This is a genomic window from Paenibacillus sp. FSL H8-0168, from assembly GCF_038592955.1.
GTDB lineage: Bacteria > Bacillota > Bacilli > Paenibacillales > Paenibacillaceae > Paenibacillus > Paenibacillus polymyxa_B.
In genome coordinates this window covers 1,853,712-1,869,729 of the sequence record NZ_CP151948.1, presented here as the reverse complement: position 1 = coordinate 1,869,729, position 16,018 = coordinate 1,853,712, and the positions used below count along the sequence as shown (strand labels likewise).

Genomic DNA, 16,018 nt, shown 5'->3' with positions numbered 1-16,018 from the left:
GAGGAAAAGAGCATGAGCACTTTTATATCCAAAGCGATTCTCGACTTCTTCATTGCCTTCGGCATCGTGCTCGGGGGAGCCATGCTCGGCGGAATGGGAGCTGTCGTATCGCTTCAGCCGCCAACCCAGACGATGCTGGAGGTTGCCGGAAGAATTAAAATATGGGCGCTTGCCGCCGCTGTGGGGGGAACGATGGACCCGATCCGGGTCATTGAAAGCAATATGTTGGATGGTAATTTGTCACCTGCCATTAAGCAGATATTGTATTTGATTTTCGCCTTTTTAGGCGCTCATATGGGTGCAGAGCTGGTCAAGTGGGTATGCGGCAACGGACGACCGTGAGGTGAAACGACTATGAGAGTCCCCCCTTTTGAGCGCCTGCGCCCTTTTATGCAATTATCCTCTGTCTTTGTACTCGGTATGATAACGGGAGGAATGATCTACAATGCCATCTGGCATGCCAGCTTCAATCAGCTGTGGACGAACAACCAGGATCTTCAATTCCAGCTCCAGCAAGCCGAGGAAGACAACAAAACATTGCGCAAATACAGCAAGCGCCAGACGGTTGTCAAAGAAATCAAGCTGATCGCGGAGGAAGCTTCGGCCGAAAAAATTGATTCTATCAACCTGAAGGAACTTCTTCGCCGTGTCAGTCGTGATCTGGAGGTGCTGCGCGGCAGAGATATGTTCGAGATTGACTCTGACAGCAAGCTGGTACGTATGTTGCTGCACCAAAAAAAATACACCGTTCGTGACAAGGAGTATACGATCCAGGTCAAAACGATGCTTGTAATGGAAGGGGTGCTGCAAATTTGGCTGGAAGCAAAAGAAAGACTGCCTGAAAGCCACTAAGTCGGTCTATTCGACTTCACACCCTGCTCTGATCCATAGGTAGACTAACCATGTTCAATGGATTGAAGTGTCATCACTGCTTTGCATACCAAATGGTTTTCCCGTGAAATTGCAATTTCTAGCTTGCAGGTGCGGCGACTCAGCTCGAGCAGCAACGGACGAAGAACGACAGCATCCTCTATCTGTACGGGTCTAATAAAATAAGTCGTCAAATTGTCCAGCACATAATCCTTGCCGGTCATGTCTCTAGCTGCCCGGTAGCCCGCTTGTGTCATCACGTTGACCAGTACGCCTTCCGAGATCGTACCTAAATTGGTCGCCATCTGCGGAATAATAAAACCGCGAAAAAATAACGATCCGTCCTCATTACGCTCTTCAGCAAACCCGTTCCAGATCAACTGGTCGAACGTCTCGCCAAGTTGTGGCTGCTTTTGGGCGTTACGCAGCGCCTCCAGCACCTCACGCCGTGTAACGGACCCAAGCAGCTTGCGGTTACGGTCCACGACCGGCAAATAATCTACACCTTCCCACGCCATCATTTGCGCAGCGGAAGCCAGCGAGGTCTGGTAGGTGACCGTTATCGGATTGCGGATCAGACATTTATCCATCGTATGCTCAGGTAGAAGCCCCTCCACATCTTTGCGGCTGACGATACCAATTAAACGATTCCATTCATCCACTATTGCAAAATGATGATGTCCGGTCGTCACCGAAAGTTCTTCAAACTCGGTAAGCGTGCTGTTGATTTTCAAGGTCAACGTTTTCGGTTTGCCTGCCGCAATGTCTTCAATCAGCATAATTTTCTTTTTGATCAAGCGGTCAAATATGGCTCTATTAATCATAGATGCCACTGTAAAAGTATCATGGCGTGAGGAAATGATCGGCAGACTAATCTGATCTGCGAGCTGCTTAACCTCTCGGCTCGTACCGAAGCCCCCTGTAATCAGCACACCTGCCCCCTGCTCCAATGCAAGTGAATGCGCATCCTCACGGTTACCTACGATTAGCAAACTACCTGCGTCAATATAACGGGCCATAGCTTCCTCGCGCATCGCTCCGATCACATACTTGTGCAAGGGCTTCTCCAACCCCTCACTTCCGCCCAGCACATGTCCCTCTACAATATTTACGACATCTGCAAAGGTCAGCTGCTCGGACAAGCCACGCGGTCGCTTCTCCACTCGTACTGTTCCGATCCGTTCCTTGGTAATGACAATTCCCAGGTTCTCGGCTTCCTTCACGGCCCGATAGGCCGTTCCTTCGCTGACACTCATTTCTTTAGCCAACCTGCGCACAGAAATTTTGGAGCCTATTTTCAACTGCTCGATATGTCGCAATAGCTGCTCATGCTTCGTAACTGTTTCATCTAGCCCGTCCAACTCTGTTACACCCCCAACGTTCAATCTGTATCATTCTGTATCTATTATAGCACAATATCCCTATATTTTAGACCCTTGTTCATTTTGAGTTCTCCGCTTCGCAAATAGTAAAAAAAGCGATCCCCTCTTTTACAAGGAATCGCTTCTTACTATGATTGATTTGCCATCTGGGAGGCAAGCCCAGGACAAGCTGAAAAAACTCACTACATGCTGCCTTTGTCAGCTTTTTTATCCCATTTCATCTGCCACTGCTGCATTTTGGCCCGCCGCACACGCTCCAGCGTTTTGCGCTTTTCCTCATCCACACCCAGCAAAAAATGCATATTTGCTCCGATGACTAGCAACGCAAAAAGTACCCATACCATTCCAAAGCCGTTGACCCAGTTCAAACCGCCTGCAAGCGAGATGCGTGGTAACGCGACCAAAACCATAGCCAATGCAATGAGTGTGTACAAACCGTGTTTCCATTTTTTGAAAGAACCCAATCGTATCCCTTCCTCTCCCTGTGACTCTATGTATCTAGTCTATGAGAGGACAGGAAGGAATATGAGACAAACTTACAGAGATGAACCGTATAAATGTTGAAGGCTGTCTGCAATAATTTTGTTAACGTCCTCAATAATCACGCTCAGGCGACGTTCAGCGTCGAACAGGCGACGGATGTTGAGGTTCAAGCTAAGTACCTCAAACAGCTTCTCCATCTTTTCCATCTCTTCCTGTGCTGGCATATCGCCGCTCATCATGCGTTGCTGTACTTCCATTTGGCGTTCACGGAAATCGTCGAGCATTTTCTTGGCTTCTGGATCGGTTTCGATCAGCTTCATCGCTGACGTAATTTCCTCTACCTCTTTGCTTTCCTTCAATGCTTTCGCTAAATCATGGGCTTTGTCATAGATGTTCATGATTGTTTATTCCTCCAATACAAGTTTAGTGTCAACATTTCACATTGTCCGTCAATCACCAAGGGATATATGTCCTCATATGATGAATCAGTGCTATTACAGCCCATTCACGTTTCCCGTTACTTTCAAGACATCAAGTTGCTGCCCGGAAGGAGATCCACGATGTCCATCAAAAAAACAACGATTCAAATCATCGGATCGGGCATCTTGCAGGATGACGTACTCATGGTCGGCGAGTCCCTGCTTCGCAAATGGAAAATATCCGCTGGCCACCCCGTTCAGCTCGCCTTCGGTTCGTTCCGCCAAGAGGTTACCGTCATATCGGTGCCCCGCTACAGCGGCCTACGTGTGGGAAGCGTGCTAGCCCGAAAAATGGGGCTTCATGCCAATTGTAATCTGCGAGTAACCTACAGCCGAGGTCGCCGGACACTTCGAGTGGGCCCACTTATTAGCGTGCTGGTCAGTCGGGACTATCCCGAACAGCCCGACAAGCCTTTCGGGTCGATCACCCTGTTCTGCCGTGAACTAGTCGGGGAATGCCGCAGACAAGGAGCATATGTGTATTTTTTCACCCCGGAGCATATCGGAAGTCAGCCCGGGCGAGTTCAGGGATGGGTGTATGACGGAGGCTGGAAAAAGACGGTCATGCCTGCCGGCGATGTCGTCAATAATCGTCTTACCTCCCGTAAACTCGAGAACAGAACTAGCGTACAGCATTTCATGAAAGAAGTAAAATCGCAGTACGGCACGACCATTTTTAACGAAAAGTTTCTGGATAAGAATGAAGTATTTGATGCGCTTAAATCCAATTCTTCCCTGCGCAAGTATTTACCCGAGTCCCACTTGCTGCAAACCTTTGCTGTTTTCAAAAAAATGTGCAACCAGTATCCCGCTGTTTTTCTCAAGCCAGTGCGCGGAAGCCTAGGTAAAGGCATAATGCGCATTAACAAACAAACGGATGGTACCTTTTCGGTGCTATCCACAACAGCGGGCACGCCCCGCAAGCAAATGTATGCCAACGTCGATAAGCTGTACAAAAGCTTAGCGGGAAAAATGAAAACAACACGCTTTCAACTCCAACAGGGACTTACCTTGATTGATCACGGTAAGCGTCCGGTCGACTTTCGTGCGCTTGTACAGAAAAATTCGTCCGGAACCTGGACCGTAACATCCATTGTCGCCCGGATCGCCGGAGGCAGCCACTTTGTGTCCAATCTGGCAAGAGGCGGCACGCTGAGTACAGTCAAGGAAGCACTTGCCAAAACCACGCTGCCCGCAACCGTTAAATCGAATGGGCATACCTCTCTCAAAACAGCAGCACTGGATATCGCAAGCGGAGTGGAAAAAGCGATTCCCGCCCATTTCGCAGAATTCGGTATAGATCTGGCAATAGACAGCACGGGGCGCATCTGGTTGCTGGAGGTCAATTCGAAGCCATCGAAGAATGACAACACGCCGTTAAATGATCAGAAAACTCGCCCGTCCGTAAAAAAAATGATTGAATACTGCCGTTATTCAGCCGGCTTCAAATGAATTCATCTCTTCCAGAGTCTGGCTGCCAAAGGAGCTGTTGTCAGTGTCTCTTGTTGTGCCAGGCACGCTGGGCGTGCTTGTTAGCCGGAATCAGGCCGCTACTCCCCCTATTACCGAAGCCGATTTTTGCCGCAGGCTAAGTTTGTTGGGCAGGCGCTCTAGTCTTAGCGTAATGGCGTTTACCGCCGAAGGAGTATCACCTGAAGATCACTCCATACGAGGTTATGTTTACCTTAACGGAGTATGGACATCCGGCCGCTTTCCGTTGCCGGACATTGTGTATAACCGCTGTCTCCATGTTCACGAGAGCCAGAATGTCAGGCGCACACTGGAAGATATGGCGGAGCAAAAATCGCGCAAGCTCATCTATTGGTCGCGTAACTTACCTGGCAAATGGCAGGTGTATCGCGCTTTGCATGCGGTAGATAAAGTGCGTCCCATTGTGCCGCCTACGGCGCCATACCGGGACACGATCCAGCTTGTGGAATGGCTACGACGCCATTCGGAGCTGTTTATGAAGCCACAGACCGGAACACATGGCAAGAGCACACTGTATCTCCGGCTGGCAGAAGGAGGCCAAGGACTACTTGTACAGGGTAGAGACTCCAGTAACCGCCCGTTCCGGCGCTTGTTTTCCAAATTGGATGCAGGATTGTCATGGATCCACGGAATTGCACACAAACGCGCTTATATCGTGCAGCCTTATTTGAAATTAACAAGCCAAAGCAATCATCCCTTTGATGTTCGCGCACTCATGCAAAAGGATGGCAACGGCTATTGGCGCCTGACGGGCTTTGCCGTAAGAGAAGGCAGACAAGGAACTCTGACTTCTAATCTTCACGGTGGGGGCGAAGCCCATCCAGCTGAGCCTTACCTTCGTGAACAATTTGGCGCGGACACCACGCGTCTCATCATCGGGCAGATGATGGCGCTGTCCTTGACCATTACCAGGGCGCTGGAGGAACGTTATGGCCGCCTTGGCGAGTTGGGAATTGATTACGGTATTGACCGGAGCGGGAACATCTGGCTATTGGAGGTTAATTCCCGACCTGGCCGGGCCTCCTTTTTTCAGATCCGTCAGCCAGAGTGCGCTTTCCAGTCGGTCAACCGCCCGCTCGAATATGCTCGATATTTAATGACCCATTCCAAAGCGACAGGGCCAAAGGGCGCGGGCGCCTCCCTTGAACATACGGTATAGGAGGATAAACAGATGAGTTTAACGCATTGCAATGTGCATTTCTCACAGCAGCCCGACAAGGTGGCGTATATATCCACTTCCTTGTTGAAAAGCCTTAAATTATCCGGAGCCAAGTCCGTTCGTCTGCGGCTCGGTAAGGATCAGATTCCCGCTACAGTAAAACCAATTCAGAAGGCGGGACGCCATCTATACTTGACCTCGGGCTTACGTAATGCAATCCGTGTTCCCAAAAGCGGGTCCATCTATTTGCGAAATCTGGATGGGGATATACAGCTAGGACCGTTGATTGGCGTGCTGTCTGACGGTACCAACTCCACCACCCGCCCTTTCGGATCACGCACAGGCTTTATTAAGCAACTGCTGAAGGAAGGCAGCAAAAAATCTTATATTTTCGCCTTCACCCCTCGGGATATTAACTGGCAAAATGATACGATTAACGGCTATTTTCTGTCTTCCAGCGGGGAATTCACACGTAAACTTGTACCTCTGCCGGACGTAATTTATAATCGTTTGCCGAGCCGACGCTCTGATTTTTCCCCAGCGATCAATCAACTACGCGAACGCTTTTCCCGCAGACGAATTCCCTTTTTTAACTGGAGCTTTTTCAATAAGTCCGATATTTATAATCTGCTGGAGAATAACCCAGATGTTAACCGCTATGTCCCTGAATCATATATGAATCCCAGCTCTGAACGTATCCGAGGTATGTTGGAGCGACATCAATTTGCTTATTACAAGCCAAGTGGAGGCAGCCTCGGTAAAGGAATCTACCGTCTGTCCCATGTTCCCAAGCAAGGCTATTTTGTGAGGTACCGTAAGAAAAATAGCAATGTATTGCTAAAATTCACCTCTTTTAACTCCATGCTCAGGATGCTTCACTCCAATCAGGGACAGATGTTAAAGGGTTACGTCATTCAACAGGGTATCCAGCTGATCGAGATTGACAATTGCCCGATTGATTTCCGGTTTCACATGCATAAAAATGGAAATAACCAGTGGGTCGTCGTCGGCATTGGAGCCAAAAAAGCCGGACGTGGCAGTGTCACGACCCACATCAAAAACGGCGGCTCCCTTATGACACCTGAACAGGCGTTGAACCGGGTATTCGGAGACCGGGCGGGTGAAGTGCTTCAACGTGCCAAAAACGTAGCAGTTACGCTCGCAGAAGCCATTGAACACCATCACCAGCATCTACTGGGTGAAATCGGCTTTGATCTGGGTATTGATCAGGATGAAAAGGTATGGATGTTTGAAGCCAACTCCAAGCCAGGCCGATCCATTTTTCAGCATCCATCGTTGCGTGCGGAGGGTAAAGCATCCGTGGAGCATATTTTGGACCACTGTCTTTACCTCAGTAAATTCCGCAGAAAAGAGGAACTATGAATACCCGGGCGGAGCATAAGCCAGTCGTTGCTGTATTGACAGTGCACGACGAAGAACAATTCTTCAAGGGCAATCAGCGCAATTTCAGGGATATTCTTGAAACGGGAACACGGATGGGCTATCAGGTGTACATTGTTACCGTAAGAGACCTGAAACTGGCAGACGAAACGGTTAAGGGCTACGTTTTCAACAAGAGCTTACAGACGTGGGAGGAACAGAATTTTCCACCTCCACAGGTCATTTATAATCGCATCCCCAATCGTAATTATGAACTTAAAACCTCTGTTCGCACAAAGTTGGATGAAATTTCACATGCTTCAGGCATTGAACTGTACAATCCAGGCTTTTTTAACAAATGGGAACTGTTCAAGTGGTTGCGTACCTCGGAAACCACTCGTCAGCTTGTTCCGGCAACCAAACGGTTAAGCAACCTGTCTTCCTTAGGAAAAATGCTGTCTGCGTATCCATACCTGTATCTCAAACCGGAAAACGGTAAGGCCGGAAAAGGGATTATGATTCTTAAATTCCGCCCAGAACATCTAATGGCTTACAGACTGACCATTCAGCATGACAAAAAAAGTGTAACCTACAGATCTGTATCGCTATCCCGGCTGTGGGGACGTATCCGCCGGGAAGCGGGCAACTCGCCTTATATCATTCAACAGGGTATCGATCTGGCAACCTATCAGAAAAAACCCTTCGACCTGCGTATCCTGGTACAAAAAAATATCCGTGGCTCCTGGAGTATAACCGGGGTCGGTGCCAGACTGGCGGGTAAAGGGAGCATTACCACACATGTCCCGCGTGGCGGGAGTGTAGAGGACCCGTTCAAGCTACTGTCCTCACTGTTTGGGCCTGAGGACAGCACGGATCTACTGAACAAAGTTAAAAGTACGGCCATACAGATTGCACGTCAAATTGAACGCGCATCCGGTCTTTCTCATGGCGAAATGTCCATGGATTTGGGCGTGGATACGCTCGGAACCCTCTGGTTTTTTGAGGCCAATGCCAAACCGATGAAATTTGACGAGCCGGAAATCCGCCAAAAGTCGCTTAGACGCATATTCCAGTACAGCTCCTTTTTGGCCGGACGAATGAAATCATGATCAAGGAAGTGGAATCATGCCGCAAATTAGCGATGTTCAACATTTGCCTGCCCGGAGCTGGCTGCTGAGACGACGACAGTTACTGTTTTTGGCCCGCAGCTCAGGGGGCATGCGCATTACTCGTAATGCTCTGCGGCAGCTGGCTGTTTTGACGCCCGAGCAATTGAACACCCCTGGTTCCTCCCTCCTGTGCGCATATGTGCGCACGGAGAAGGGGCTGCGGATTGCAGGATTTTCCCTCGCTCTAAATTACGGGAAGGATGCTTGCATCGTAATTGTTCGTCCGCTTTACCGGGGCCGCAGACTGGGCGCTAGACTGCTGTCCGCCCAGCTCAAACAGCTGCGCCGTCTGACGTGCAGCGTAGCCGCCGACAATATGGCCAGTCTCAAAACCTGTTTCCGCGCTGGACTGGTTGCGCATGAAATGACGACTGGACCGACCGGGAAACCCACGCTGATATTTCACGGGGAGTTATCCCAAGATAAGCAGACGGCAGAGGAAGGTGGAATGCTGTGCCAAAACCTGTCCTAGGCATCATGACCTTGTATTTGAACAACAAGAAGCAATTGGAGGAACGCGACATATATGAGCGCATGATTGCAGAAGGGAAAAGACTGGGACTGGATATGTATGTATTCACTCCTGCAGATGTCCATAAGGATCGAAGGCTGCTCCTTGCCCAAATCTATGATCCACACAGCGGAAAATGGAGCCGAAAGTGGCGAGAGTTCCCAGATATGATTTTCGACCGTTGCCGGGTACAGCGCAGTGAGCGATATCGTCAGTTGAAGCAGTTTCGATTGCAGTATACAGACCTTGTATATTTAAACCGACCGCTGAGTAACAAGTGGGTCATTCATCAGCAGCTTGCGAGAAGGTCTGCCTTTCGCCCCCATTTGCCTGCAACAGAGCTGTTCAATGGATTTCATAGTGTAAAACGGATGCTCAAACAGAATTCACTAGTGTACCTCAAGCCGATTAACGGTACGGGAGGACGCGGCATTTTACGTATTGAACCTGTTAACAAGCAAGGGGGCCTGTATCTGATTGAAGGCCGCAATCGCAAACGCCATATTATTCCCCAGCAGCGGGTACGTCTAGACCGTCTGGAGCCGCGTCTGAGCAGCTGGAACATGGATAACTACATTGTTCAGGAAGGCATTCCTGTGCAGTTGCCAAATGGCAGGGTCCATGATTACCGTATGCTGGTACAGAAAAATAGCCAAGGAGTATGGGAGCTAACCGGATGCGCCGGGCGAATCGGGGCACATCGGAGTGTCACTTCCAACCTGCATGGTGGAGGCAAGGCGGTACCGATGAACCAATTGCTGACGCAATGGATTCGTGATGAGGGCCATAGAGAGAAAATCATCAAGCAGGGGGAAAAACTCGGACTGGACATCGCTGCGTATCTGGAAGAAAGCTACGGGGCATTGTGCGAGCTTGCGCTCGATTTGGCAATTAATAAGGACGGTCATATATACGTGCTGGAAGTCAACCCGAAACCAGCCCGCGAGGTATTTTCACGTATTGGAGAAAAAGATACCTATCGCCGTTCCATCGCCAAGCCCATGGAATATGCCTTGTGGGTCTACCACACACAAATTAATCCAAAGCCTCAGACGGACTACAAAGCAGAAGATAAAACAGAAGATAAAGCAGAGAGTAAGACTGAGAATAAGACAAAGGAAGGCTCCGCGTAAAGTGGCTGCCTTCCTTTCTTTTTCGTCTGTCCGACAGTGCTAGCATGTTTTATTTATATGGTACGTCAAGCCTATTTATAACCATTAACCTGTGTTTCACAGTTACTCGGCGTTTTTATAAAGTGTAAGCAGTTGCGTAAAGTCCGTAATAATCGCATCAGACCCCTTCAACTCATCGTTCACGCCAAATCCAGCATAAGCACAACCGATCACCGTCTGTCCGTTCTTTTTGCCTGCTTCCACATCTGAGGAGCGATCTCCTACCATCCATACATTCGAAATATCGTGCTTGCTCAACAGAATTTCCAGCAAATTCACTTTGGAAAGCGTGCTGTACTCCCCAGCGCTGTACAGTCCTTCAAAAATGGGAACCATTTCATACGCAGCAGCGATCCCCTTTACATAATCCTCCAGGCCGTTACTGGCTACGAACAATCGGACACCTTGCTCATGAAGGGACTGGAGTGTTTCTTTTACATGTGGATACAGGGCATGACTTCCGCTCTTCAATCCCTCCAGCTCCAGCTGAAGCAGCAGCTCGTCCGCTCTTCTGTGGGCCGCTTCGCTGGCTTCCGGCATCACTCTTCTCCAGATTTCATCCAGCAACATACCCAAACTATTCAAAATAAGCTCCTCGGGAGGAGTCTCTCCTTCATAAAGCCCTTCAGCGCGCAGCGTATCAAACAGCTTGTGGTACGCAGGAAGCAATAGCGTCTCCGTCTGAAAAAGTGTACCGTCCATATCAAATACCATAGCCTCAGGTTTCTTCAACACAGGTGCATTGTTCATGTAGTTATCAGTCATTCCTTTCCTATGTAGGTTTACAACTCTAACCCCTCTCATGATAAGCAATAAGAGAGGTCCGTGTAAACCTCATTGCGCATACCGCTAACTCTTATATTTTTTTAAAACAGTCCTAAAACAATGCAGACCGCCCCACATATCCGTGTGTAAAGCACTCCGTGGAAGCTTGAGATCCACACCATTCCAATACGAAAATCCCGCTTGCTCTATCCATTGCTCCATCGCTGATAAGTCCACTGTAGGATAATCAAACGTCAGCAGAAGCATTCCATCATCCCGTAAAGTCCGGTGAAATTCACGTAAGGCTGCCAAAGATTCATCAGGCGTTAAATGCTCCAGTACCGAGATACATACAATTTTGTCAAAACTGGCATCCTCATAGGGGAGAGCCGTCAGATTGGCATGTGCGGAGTGGAGACGAACTGGTAAAATCTCCTGAATGCGCTCGGCAGCCTCCTCTCCGATATCCCGCCGCACCTCGGCCAAAATGGCATCCACGGAAACGATCCGTATATCCAGATCGCAGGCATAGACCTGAGCGCAACGGCGGGCCAACTCAAATTTGAATGGATGAGGGATTCCACATGCTGCGTCCAGTACTGTATCTTGCCCAGACATAAATTGGAGACACCACTCATACTCATAGGGGCGACTCCACCAGCTTTGGGGGAGTCTGTAAATCATGTTGGAGGAGTTGGGGTCAGAATATACAAAAAAGCGAGACAGATACGGATCAGACATGTTCATGGATACTGCCTCCTTTTGGGGATGACTAAATTACCCTTGCGACACAGCACAGTTCATGACCCCGTTTCTCGCCTTGAAGTTTGGCCAACAATCCCATTTGCTCCGTAAGGGTAAGCTCACCGTACAAAGGATGGGCTTGCAGCAAGGCATCTAAACCAGAGGGAAGCTGGCGGGTGAACAAAGCCACCGGGCGCAAGCCGGACTTTGCCAGTAAGAGCGCAAGCGTATGCTCAGAATAATGATACAAATGATCTTCCTCCGTAAATAAAGGCGAGTAAACGCCATAAGCCTCATTGGTGAACGAATTTTTGTTGGGCACCGTAATATAGATCGTCCCGTCAGGTTGAAGCTGTTCGCGTAAATCTGTCAAAAATGCAACTGGGTCCGCAATATGCTCCAGCACATGCCAGCATGCTACGGCCTCGTATTTGTGATCCAGTGGTAAATCAGTATCTTCTTCGGCTTCTTCTACTTCATTCAATTCCTGTATTTCATGTGCTTCTTGGGTTTGAGTATCTTCTTCGGCTTCATCGCCCCAGTAACCCGGCAATAAATCCACGTCATATTTGTATTTGGCGTAAGCACGCGAGTCTATGGAAGGTTCAATGCCCACTGCATCCCAGCCGGCTTGAAGGGCAGCATGGATAAATTCTCCGGTACCTGATCCAATCTCAAGCAATTTTCCTTTACCGGTACTGAACATATCCAGCAGCATGAGTCCAAAAAGGGCATGATCTCCATAAGTTGACGCTGCTGCACTATCCCGCATAGCAACCCATTTGGTATTATAAATCTCTGCAATCATATCTTCTGGGCGTATATGATCCACATCATTACGAAAAACCAATCCGCAGGAACCGCATCCCATCAAGGTAAAGCGTTCATAGCTATGAAATACTGCCGTGTCAGATGAGCCACACAGTTTGCATTTACTATAAAGTAAGTCCTTGGTTTCACTTTTTATTTGCAGATCGGAATTATCAATAACCTGGACACTCGAAATCTCGGCAACATCCATGTCGTTCACCTGGTGGGCAGCTTCATATTCTAGTGCAGTTTCTTTTTCTACATTTATGTTGTCCTGATCCACCCAAAGCGTGAGTCGGGGGTTCGGGTCCAAAATAGATTCATATTGCTCTTTCCAGCCATAACGAGCGCTTGGATCAAGCAACTGGTACCGCTGAAATTTGACCATGCGAATAGCAGGTGTATACCATCCCCAATGCTGGATGCGGTAGTTGCTGATTTCACTGGGAAGGTCAAGCACATTTTCGGGAAATCTCCCACAGTGCAAGGACTGCTCCTTCCATTTATAAGAGAACCCTTCCTTATATCGAATCAAAAAAGGACGGTAATACCGATGAGCCTGCCAATAATCATCATCGCGGTAATGCGTGGAAGACCACATATCAAACAACCTGAAACAAATCGTATCGGCTTTCGTTCCCGCTAACAACGAATGTACCCCTTGAGCAAAACGGGATTCGAACATTTCGTCAGCGTCCATATTTAATATCCATTCGGGAGAGGAAGCCAACGTCTCTCTCCACTGCTGCTTACGCAGCTCTAATTCATTGGTAAAAGAAGCTGTTTCATTGCGTATTAAACGCAGTGGGATTCCCTTTAGGATCTCACGGCACAACTCTCCGCTATCATCCTGACTGCCATCATCAATAATGACCGCTTCATCAATATATTCCCGATGACTCCGCAGCACGTCAATGAGCTTGCGATCTGCCTCATTGTATACCGTCATAGTCAGTGTCAATTTGGGTTTGGTGACAGGCGGCGTATGAAGTTCACTTTGTCGTGGACCAGAGAATGTTTGTGGTACAACAAAAGAATCTGCAGTGTACTTGGCAAAGACAGCTGACTCACGGAGATCATACGGTATAACAGGAGGTTCAGGGAACTTAGAGGGGCTTGATGATGCAGAACGATTGAAGGCAGGAGAGTTAGTAGGAGTATCGGAGTGATCCAGATATGCTAAATGTTCTGAATGGTCCGTATGAACAGCACTCGTTGTAAAATACTTTAGGGCGAATAATAGCTGCTCTGCCTTCATTCGGTCCGCTTCCCGGTACAGATGCATCGCCGGATAATGTGTATCCACAAAAAGTGGAAATCCATATGCAGCTGCTCGAATACAAAAATGTCGATCTTCTCCCCAATAGGAAACGTTTTTGATTTTACCAAAGTGAATCCCTGCTTCCAGTGCACGTCTGCGGATTAGGGTGCAAGCGCCTAGACCACCCACCTCGTACAAACCAGGAACATGCAATTGGTGTATGAAATGCAACTCGCGTTGTGCTCTCTCCTCTGCCGACAACACTTCGCCTTCTTCACGATGGAACAAATTATATTCATCACTAACCCACACCTGAGGCAATAGAGGTCCCTCCGGCTGCCAGCGTGTCCAGAAAATCTCAGATACAATGTCCTTCTCCGCCTCCACCAGCTTACATAAGGTACGGGAATGGAGAATCAGGTCAGAATCGACCAAAAACAGCGCGTCATAATTATGTTGAAGTGCATAATCAATAAGACGATTTTTAAAGCCAGCCACTTTCCAGACGAGGGCAGGCGGCCAATAATGAGTGTGCTCATCACTTCGGTTCTCTACTTGCTGTGAGCCTGTCAACAAGGGTAAAACCCTGCCCGGCAGCCGATTGGAAAAATCGGCAAGCCATTGGCTTGAAGTCGGATTGTCATTATCATCGACAAATAAATAATCCGGCAGCACGTCAGGTGCCTCCAGTCGCTCCAAAGCTTGAAGAAACAAAGACAATATTTCCGGTTTCTGGTGCACCGGGCTACCAATTAGTATACGCATGATCCAACGCCTCCATCAGGTAGAAGCCTCATAAACCGTTCTCCTCCATGTCCTAAGACATACCATAATTGCGACCAAGCGATATGGGAGTGAGCGTAGTATGAATGGACTTACACCTGGAAATATCAATGAAAACGACATCAATACAAAAATACAATCTTACCATCCAGTTCTGCCTTTTTTTCTGTTACCGGTTTTCTAACTACATTTAGCCATCAAATTTATTTCCCGGTCGCACTTGATAATATCGAATTTTGCACAATCTCCTCCTCTTCATATCAGACTTTGATTTTCTAATTTATTAGAGCAAGATTGAATTTATGATCATCACACATCCTCTAAACGATCCATAGGAATTACTACATAATGAGCAAGCTATCCTAATAAAATGGAGATTATACCAAGTTTTTGGGGGGACAAAGAGCATGGTAACTGTCAGCTTATGTATGATTGTCAAAAATGAAGAAGAAGCCCTTCATACCTGTCTGAAATCAGTCCATGACCTAGTAGATGAAATCATTATCGTTGATACTGGTTCCACAGACAGTACCCAAGAGGTCGCTGCATCGTTCAATGCTCGGGTATACAATTTTGAATGGTGCGATGATTTCTCCGCAGCCCGCAATTATGCGTTTGATCAGGCAACACAGGAATATCAATTTTGGCTGGATGCTGATGACATCCTAGAGGAGCAAGATCGACTGGCATTTCTAGACTGGAAAAAACAAGCCACCGTCTCCTATGACAGCATTACGATGGATTATGTACTATCTGTAGATGAACAGGGGCAGCCGTTGCATAAGCTCAAAAGAAACCGAATGGTACGGCGTGATCGTAGATTCAGATGGATCGGCTTTGTGCACGAATTCCTGAATGTGACTGGCAGCACCTTTCACAGCAATATGGCAGTGACTCATAAAAAGACACGTGCCTACACTGACCGTAATTTACATATTTATCTCCAGCACCGGGAGAAAGGCACTGCATTTTCTGAGCGAGATCACTACTACTTCGCTAATGAACTATATGATAACGGACGCATACTAGAAGCCATTCAGCAGTACGAACACTATCTGGGGCTCGATCAAGGATGGATTGAGGATCGGATTGCTGCTTGCTTTAAGCTGGCAGATTGCTACGCTCACCAGGGTCAAAAACAGGAACAGCGTATGGCACTGCTTCGCACACTCAACCTCGATGTACCACGCGCCCAGTTCTGCTGTGCCTTTGGCAATTTGTTCATTGAAGATGAGCAGTATACTCAAGCCATTTACTGGTTTCGTCAGGCGACGCTGATAGAGCCCCCACAAGATGTAATGGCCTTAACCAATTCGTCGTACTATACCTGGTTTCCACACTTGCAATTATGCCTGTGTTACGACCGAATCGGCGACATTGAAAAGGCAAAATCGCATCATCGCATAGCTCAGTTGCACCATCCTACTCATCCAAGCGTCTTATACAACGAGCAGTATTTTGCACAGCTAGAACAAAAATAAGTTTTCTATCGGTGGTTATGGAATTTTCTCCTTTGATGGGCTGCTTATTTAAATATTGAGGAAGGCTATCCTCTGCTT

At 48.1% G+C, this 16,018-nt stretch carries 15 protein-coding genes; 9 read left to right on the top strand and 6 right to left on the bottom strand.

The window, feature by feature from the left end:
* Positions 1-12: 12 nt before the first annotated feature.
* Positions 13-342 (top strand): YtrH family sporulation protein, encoded by a 330-nt coding sequence (locus tag MHI21_RS08640; protein ID WP_013309582.1) that lies wholly within the window; start codon positions 13-15, stop codon positions 340-342.
* Positions 343-354: 12 nt separating this feature from the next.
* Positions 355-852 carry a hypothetical protein gene (locus MHI21_RS08635; protein WP_061831708.1) on the top strand — a complete coding sequence of 166 codons (498 nt, stop codon included), beginning with the start codon at positions 355-357 and terminating at the stop codon, positions 850-852.
* A 44-nt stretch (positions 853-896) separates the two neighbouring features.
* On the opposite strand, the gene MHI21_RS08630 is transcribed toward MHI21_RS08635, so the two are convergent.
* From MHI21_RS08630 to MHI21_RS08620, 3 genes are all read right to left on the bottom strand, one after another.
* Entirely contained in the window at positions 897-2,231 is a 1,335-nt protein-coding gene (locus MHI21_RS08630; RefSeq protein WP_061831707.1) for a DRTGG domain-containing protein, read from the bottom strand.
* A 203-nt stretch (positions 2,232-2,434) separates the two neighbouring features.
* Positions 2,435-2,716 carry a hypothetical protein gene (locus MHI21_RS08625; RefSeq protein WP_069291592.1) on the bottom strand — a complete coding sequence of 94 codons (282 nt, stop codon included), beginning with the start codon at positions 2,714-2,716 and terminating at the stop codon, positions 2,435-2,437.
* A 72-nt stretch (positions 2,717-2,788) separates the two neighbouring features.
* Entirely contained in the window at positions 2,789-3,133 is a 345-nt protein-coding gene (locus MHI21_RS08620) for a YlbF family regulator (protein ID WP_025685398.1), read from the bottom strand.
* A 162-nt stretch (positions 3,134-3,295) separates the two neighbouring features.
* Here MHI21_RS08620 and MHI21_RS08615 point away from each other — a divergent pair, with 162 nt between their 5' ends.
* The 6 genes from MHI21_RS08615 to MHI21_RS08590 are packed head-to-tail and all read left to right on the top strand — an operon-like array spanning position 3,296 to position 10,057.
* Positions 3,296-4,666: a YheC/YheD family protein gene (locus tag MHI21_RS08615; RefSeq protein WP_341161856.1), complete on the top strand. Its 1,371-nt coding sequence runs from the start codon at positions 3,296-3,298 to the stop codon at positions 4,664-4,666.
* A 43-nt stretch (positions 4,667-4,709) separates the two neighbouring features.
* The gene (locus MHI21_RS08610; RefSeq protein WP_342419824.1) at positions 4,710-5,864 is read left to right on the top strand and encodes a YheC/YheD family protein; all 1,155 of its coding nucleotides are present in this window, start codon (positions 4,710-4,712) and stop codon (positions 5,862-5,864) included.
* A gap of 12 nt (positions 5,865-5,876) precedes the next feature.
* The gene (locus tag MHI21_RS08605; RefSeq protein WP_250244345.1) at positions 5,877-7,247 is read left to right on the top strand and encodes a YheC/YheD family protein; all 1,371 of its coding nucleotides are present in this window, start codon (positions 5,877-5,879) and stop codon (positions 7,245-7,247) included.
* Positions 7,244-8,353 carry a YheC/YheD family protein gene (locus tag MHI21_RS08600; RefSeq protein ID WP_165175997.1) on the top strand — a complete coding sequence of 370 codons (1,110 nt, stop codon included), beginning with the start codon at positions 7,244-7,246 and terminating at the stop codon, positions 8,351-8,353. Before MHI21_RS08605 ends, MHI21_RS08600 begins: the two co-directional genes overlap by 4 nt.
* Before the next feature lie 16 nt (positions 8,354-8,369).
* On the top strand, positions 8,370-8,885 hold the full coding sequence (locus MHI21_RS08595; RefSeq protein ID WP_061831701.1) for a GNAT family N-acetyltransferase: 516 nt from the start codon (positions 8,370-8,372) through the stop codon (positions 8,883-8,885).
* A complete protein-coding gene (locus MHI21_RS08590) occupies positions 8,867-10,057 on the top strand; it encodes a YheC/YheD family protein (RefSeq protein WP_341161858.1) in 1,191 nt (396 codons plus the stop codon). The genes MHI21_RS08595 and MHI21_RS08590 overlap by 19 nt, the downstream gene beginning before the upstream one ends.
* 102 nt (positions 10,058-10,159) lie before the next feature.
* Here MHI21_RS08590 and MHI21_RS08585 read toward each other — a convergent pair whose 3' ends face one another.
* From MHI21_RS08585 to MHI21_RS08575, 3 genes are all read right to left on the bottom strand, one after another.
* Positions 10,160-10,861, bottom strand: coding sequence for an HAD hydrolase-like protein (locus MHI21_RS08585; RefSeq protein ID WP_081112510.1), 702 nt, complete (start codon positions 10,859-10,861; stop codon positions 10,160-10,162).
* An 84-nt stretch (positions 10,862-10,945) separates the two neighbouring features.
* Positions 10,946-11,608 (bottom strand): class I SAM-dependent methyltransferase, encoded by a 663-nt coding sequence (locus tag MHI21_RS08580; protein WP_341161859.1) that lies wholly within the window; start codon positions 11,606-11,608, stop codon positions 10,946-10,948.
* A gap of 25 nt (positions 11,609-11,633) precedes the next feature.
* Complete coding sequence (locus MHI21_RS08575; RefSeq protein ID WP_342419823.1) at positions 11,634-14,441, bottom strand: bifunctional glycosyltransferase/class I SAM-dependent methyltransferase; 2,808 nt, start codon at positions 14,439-14,441, stop codon at positions 11,634-11,636.
* A 425-nt stretch (positions 14,442-14,866) separates the two neighbouring features.
* Between MHI21_RS08575 and MHI21_RS08570 the strand changes: the two genes are divergently transcribed.
* Positions 14,867-15,940: a glycosyltransferase gene (locus tag MHI21_RS08570; protein WP_235307956.1), complete on the top strand. Its 1,074-nt coding sequence runs from the start codon at positions 14,867-14,869 to the stop codon at positions 15,938-15,940.
* Positions 15,941-16,018 lie beyond the last annotated feature (78 nt).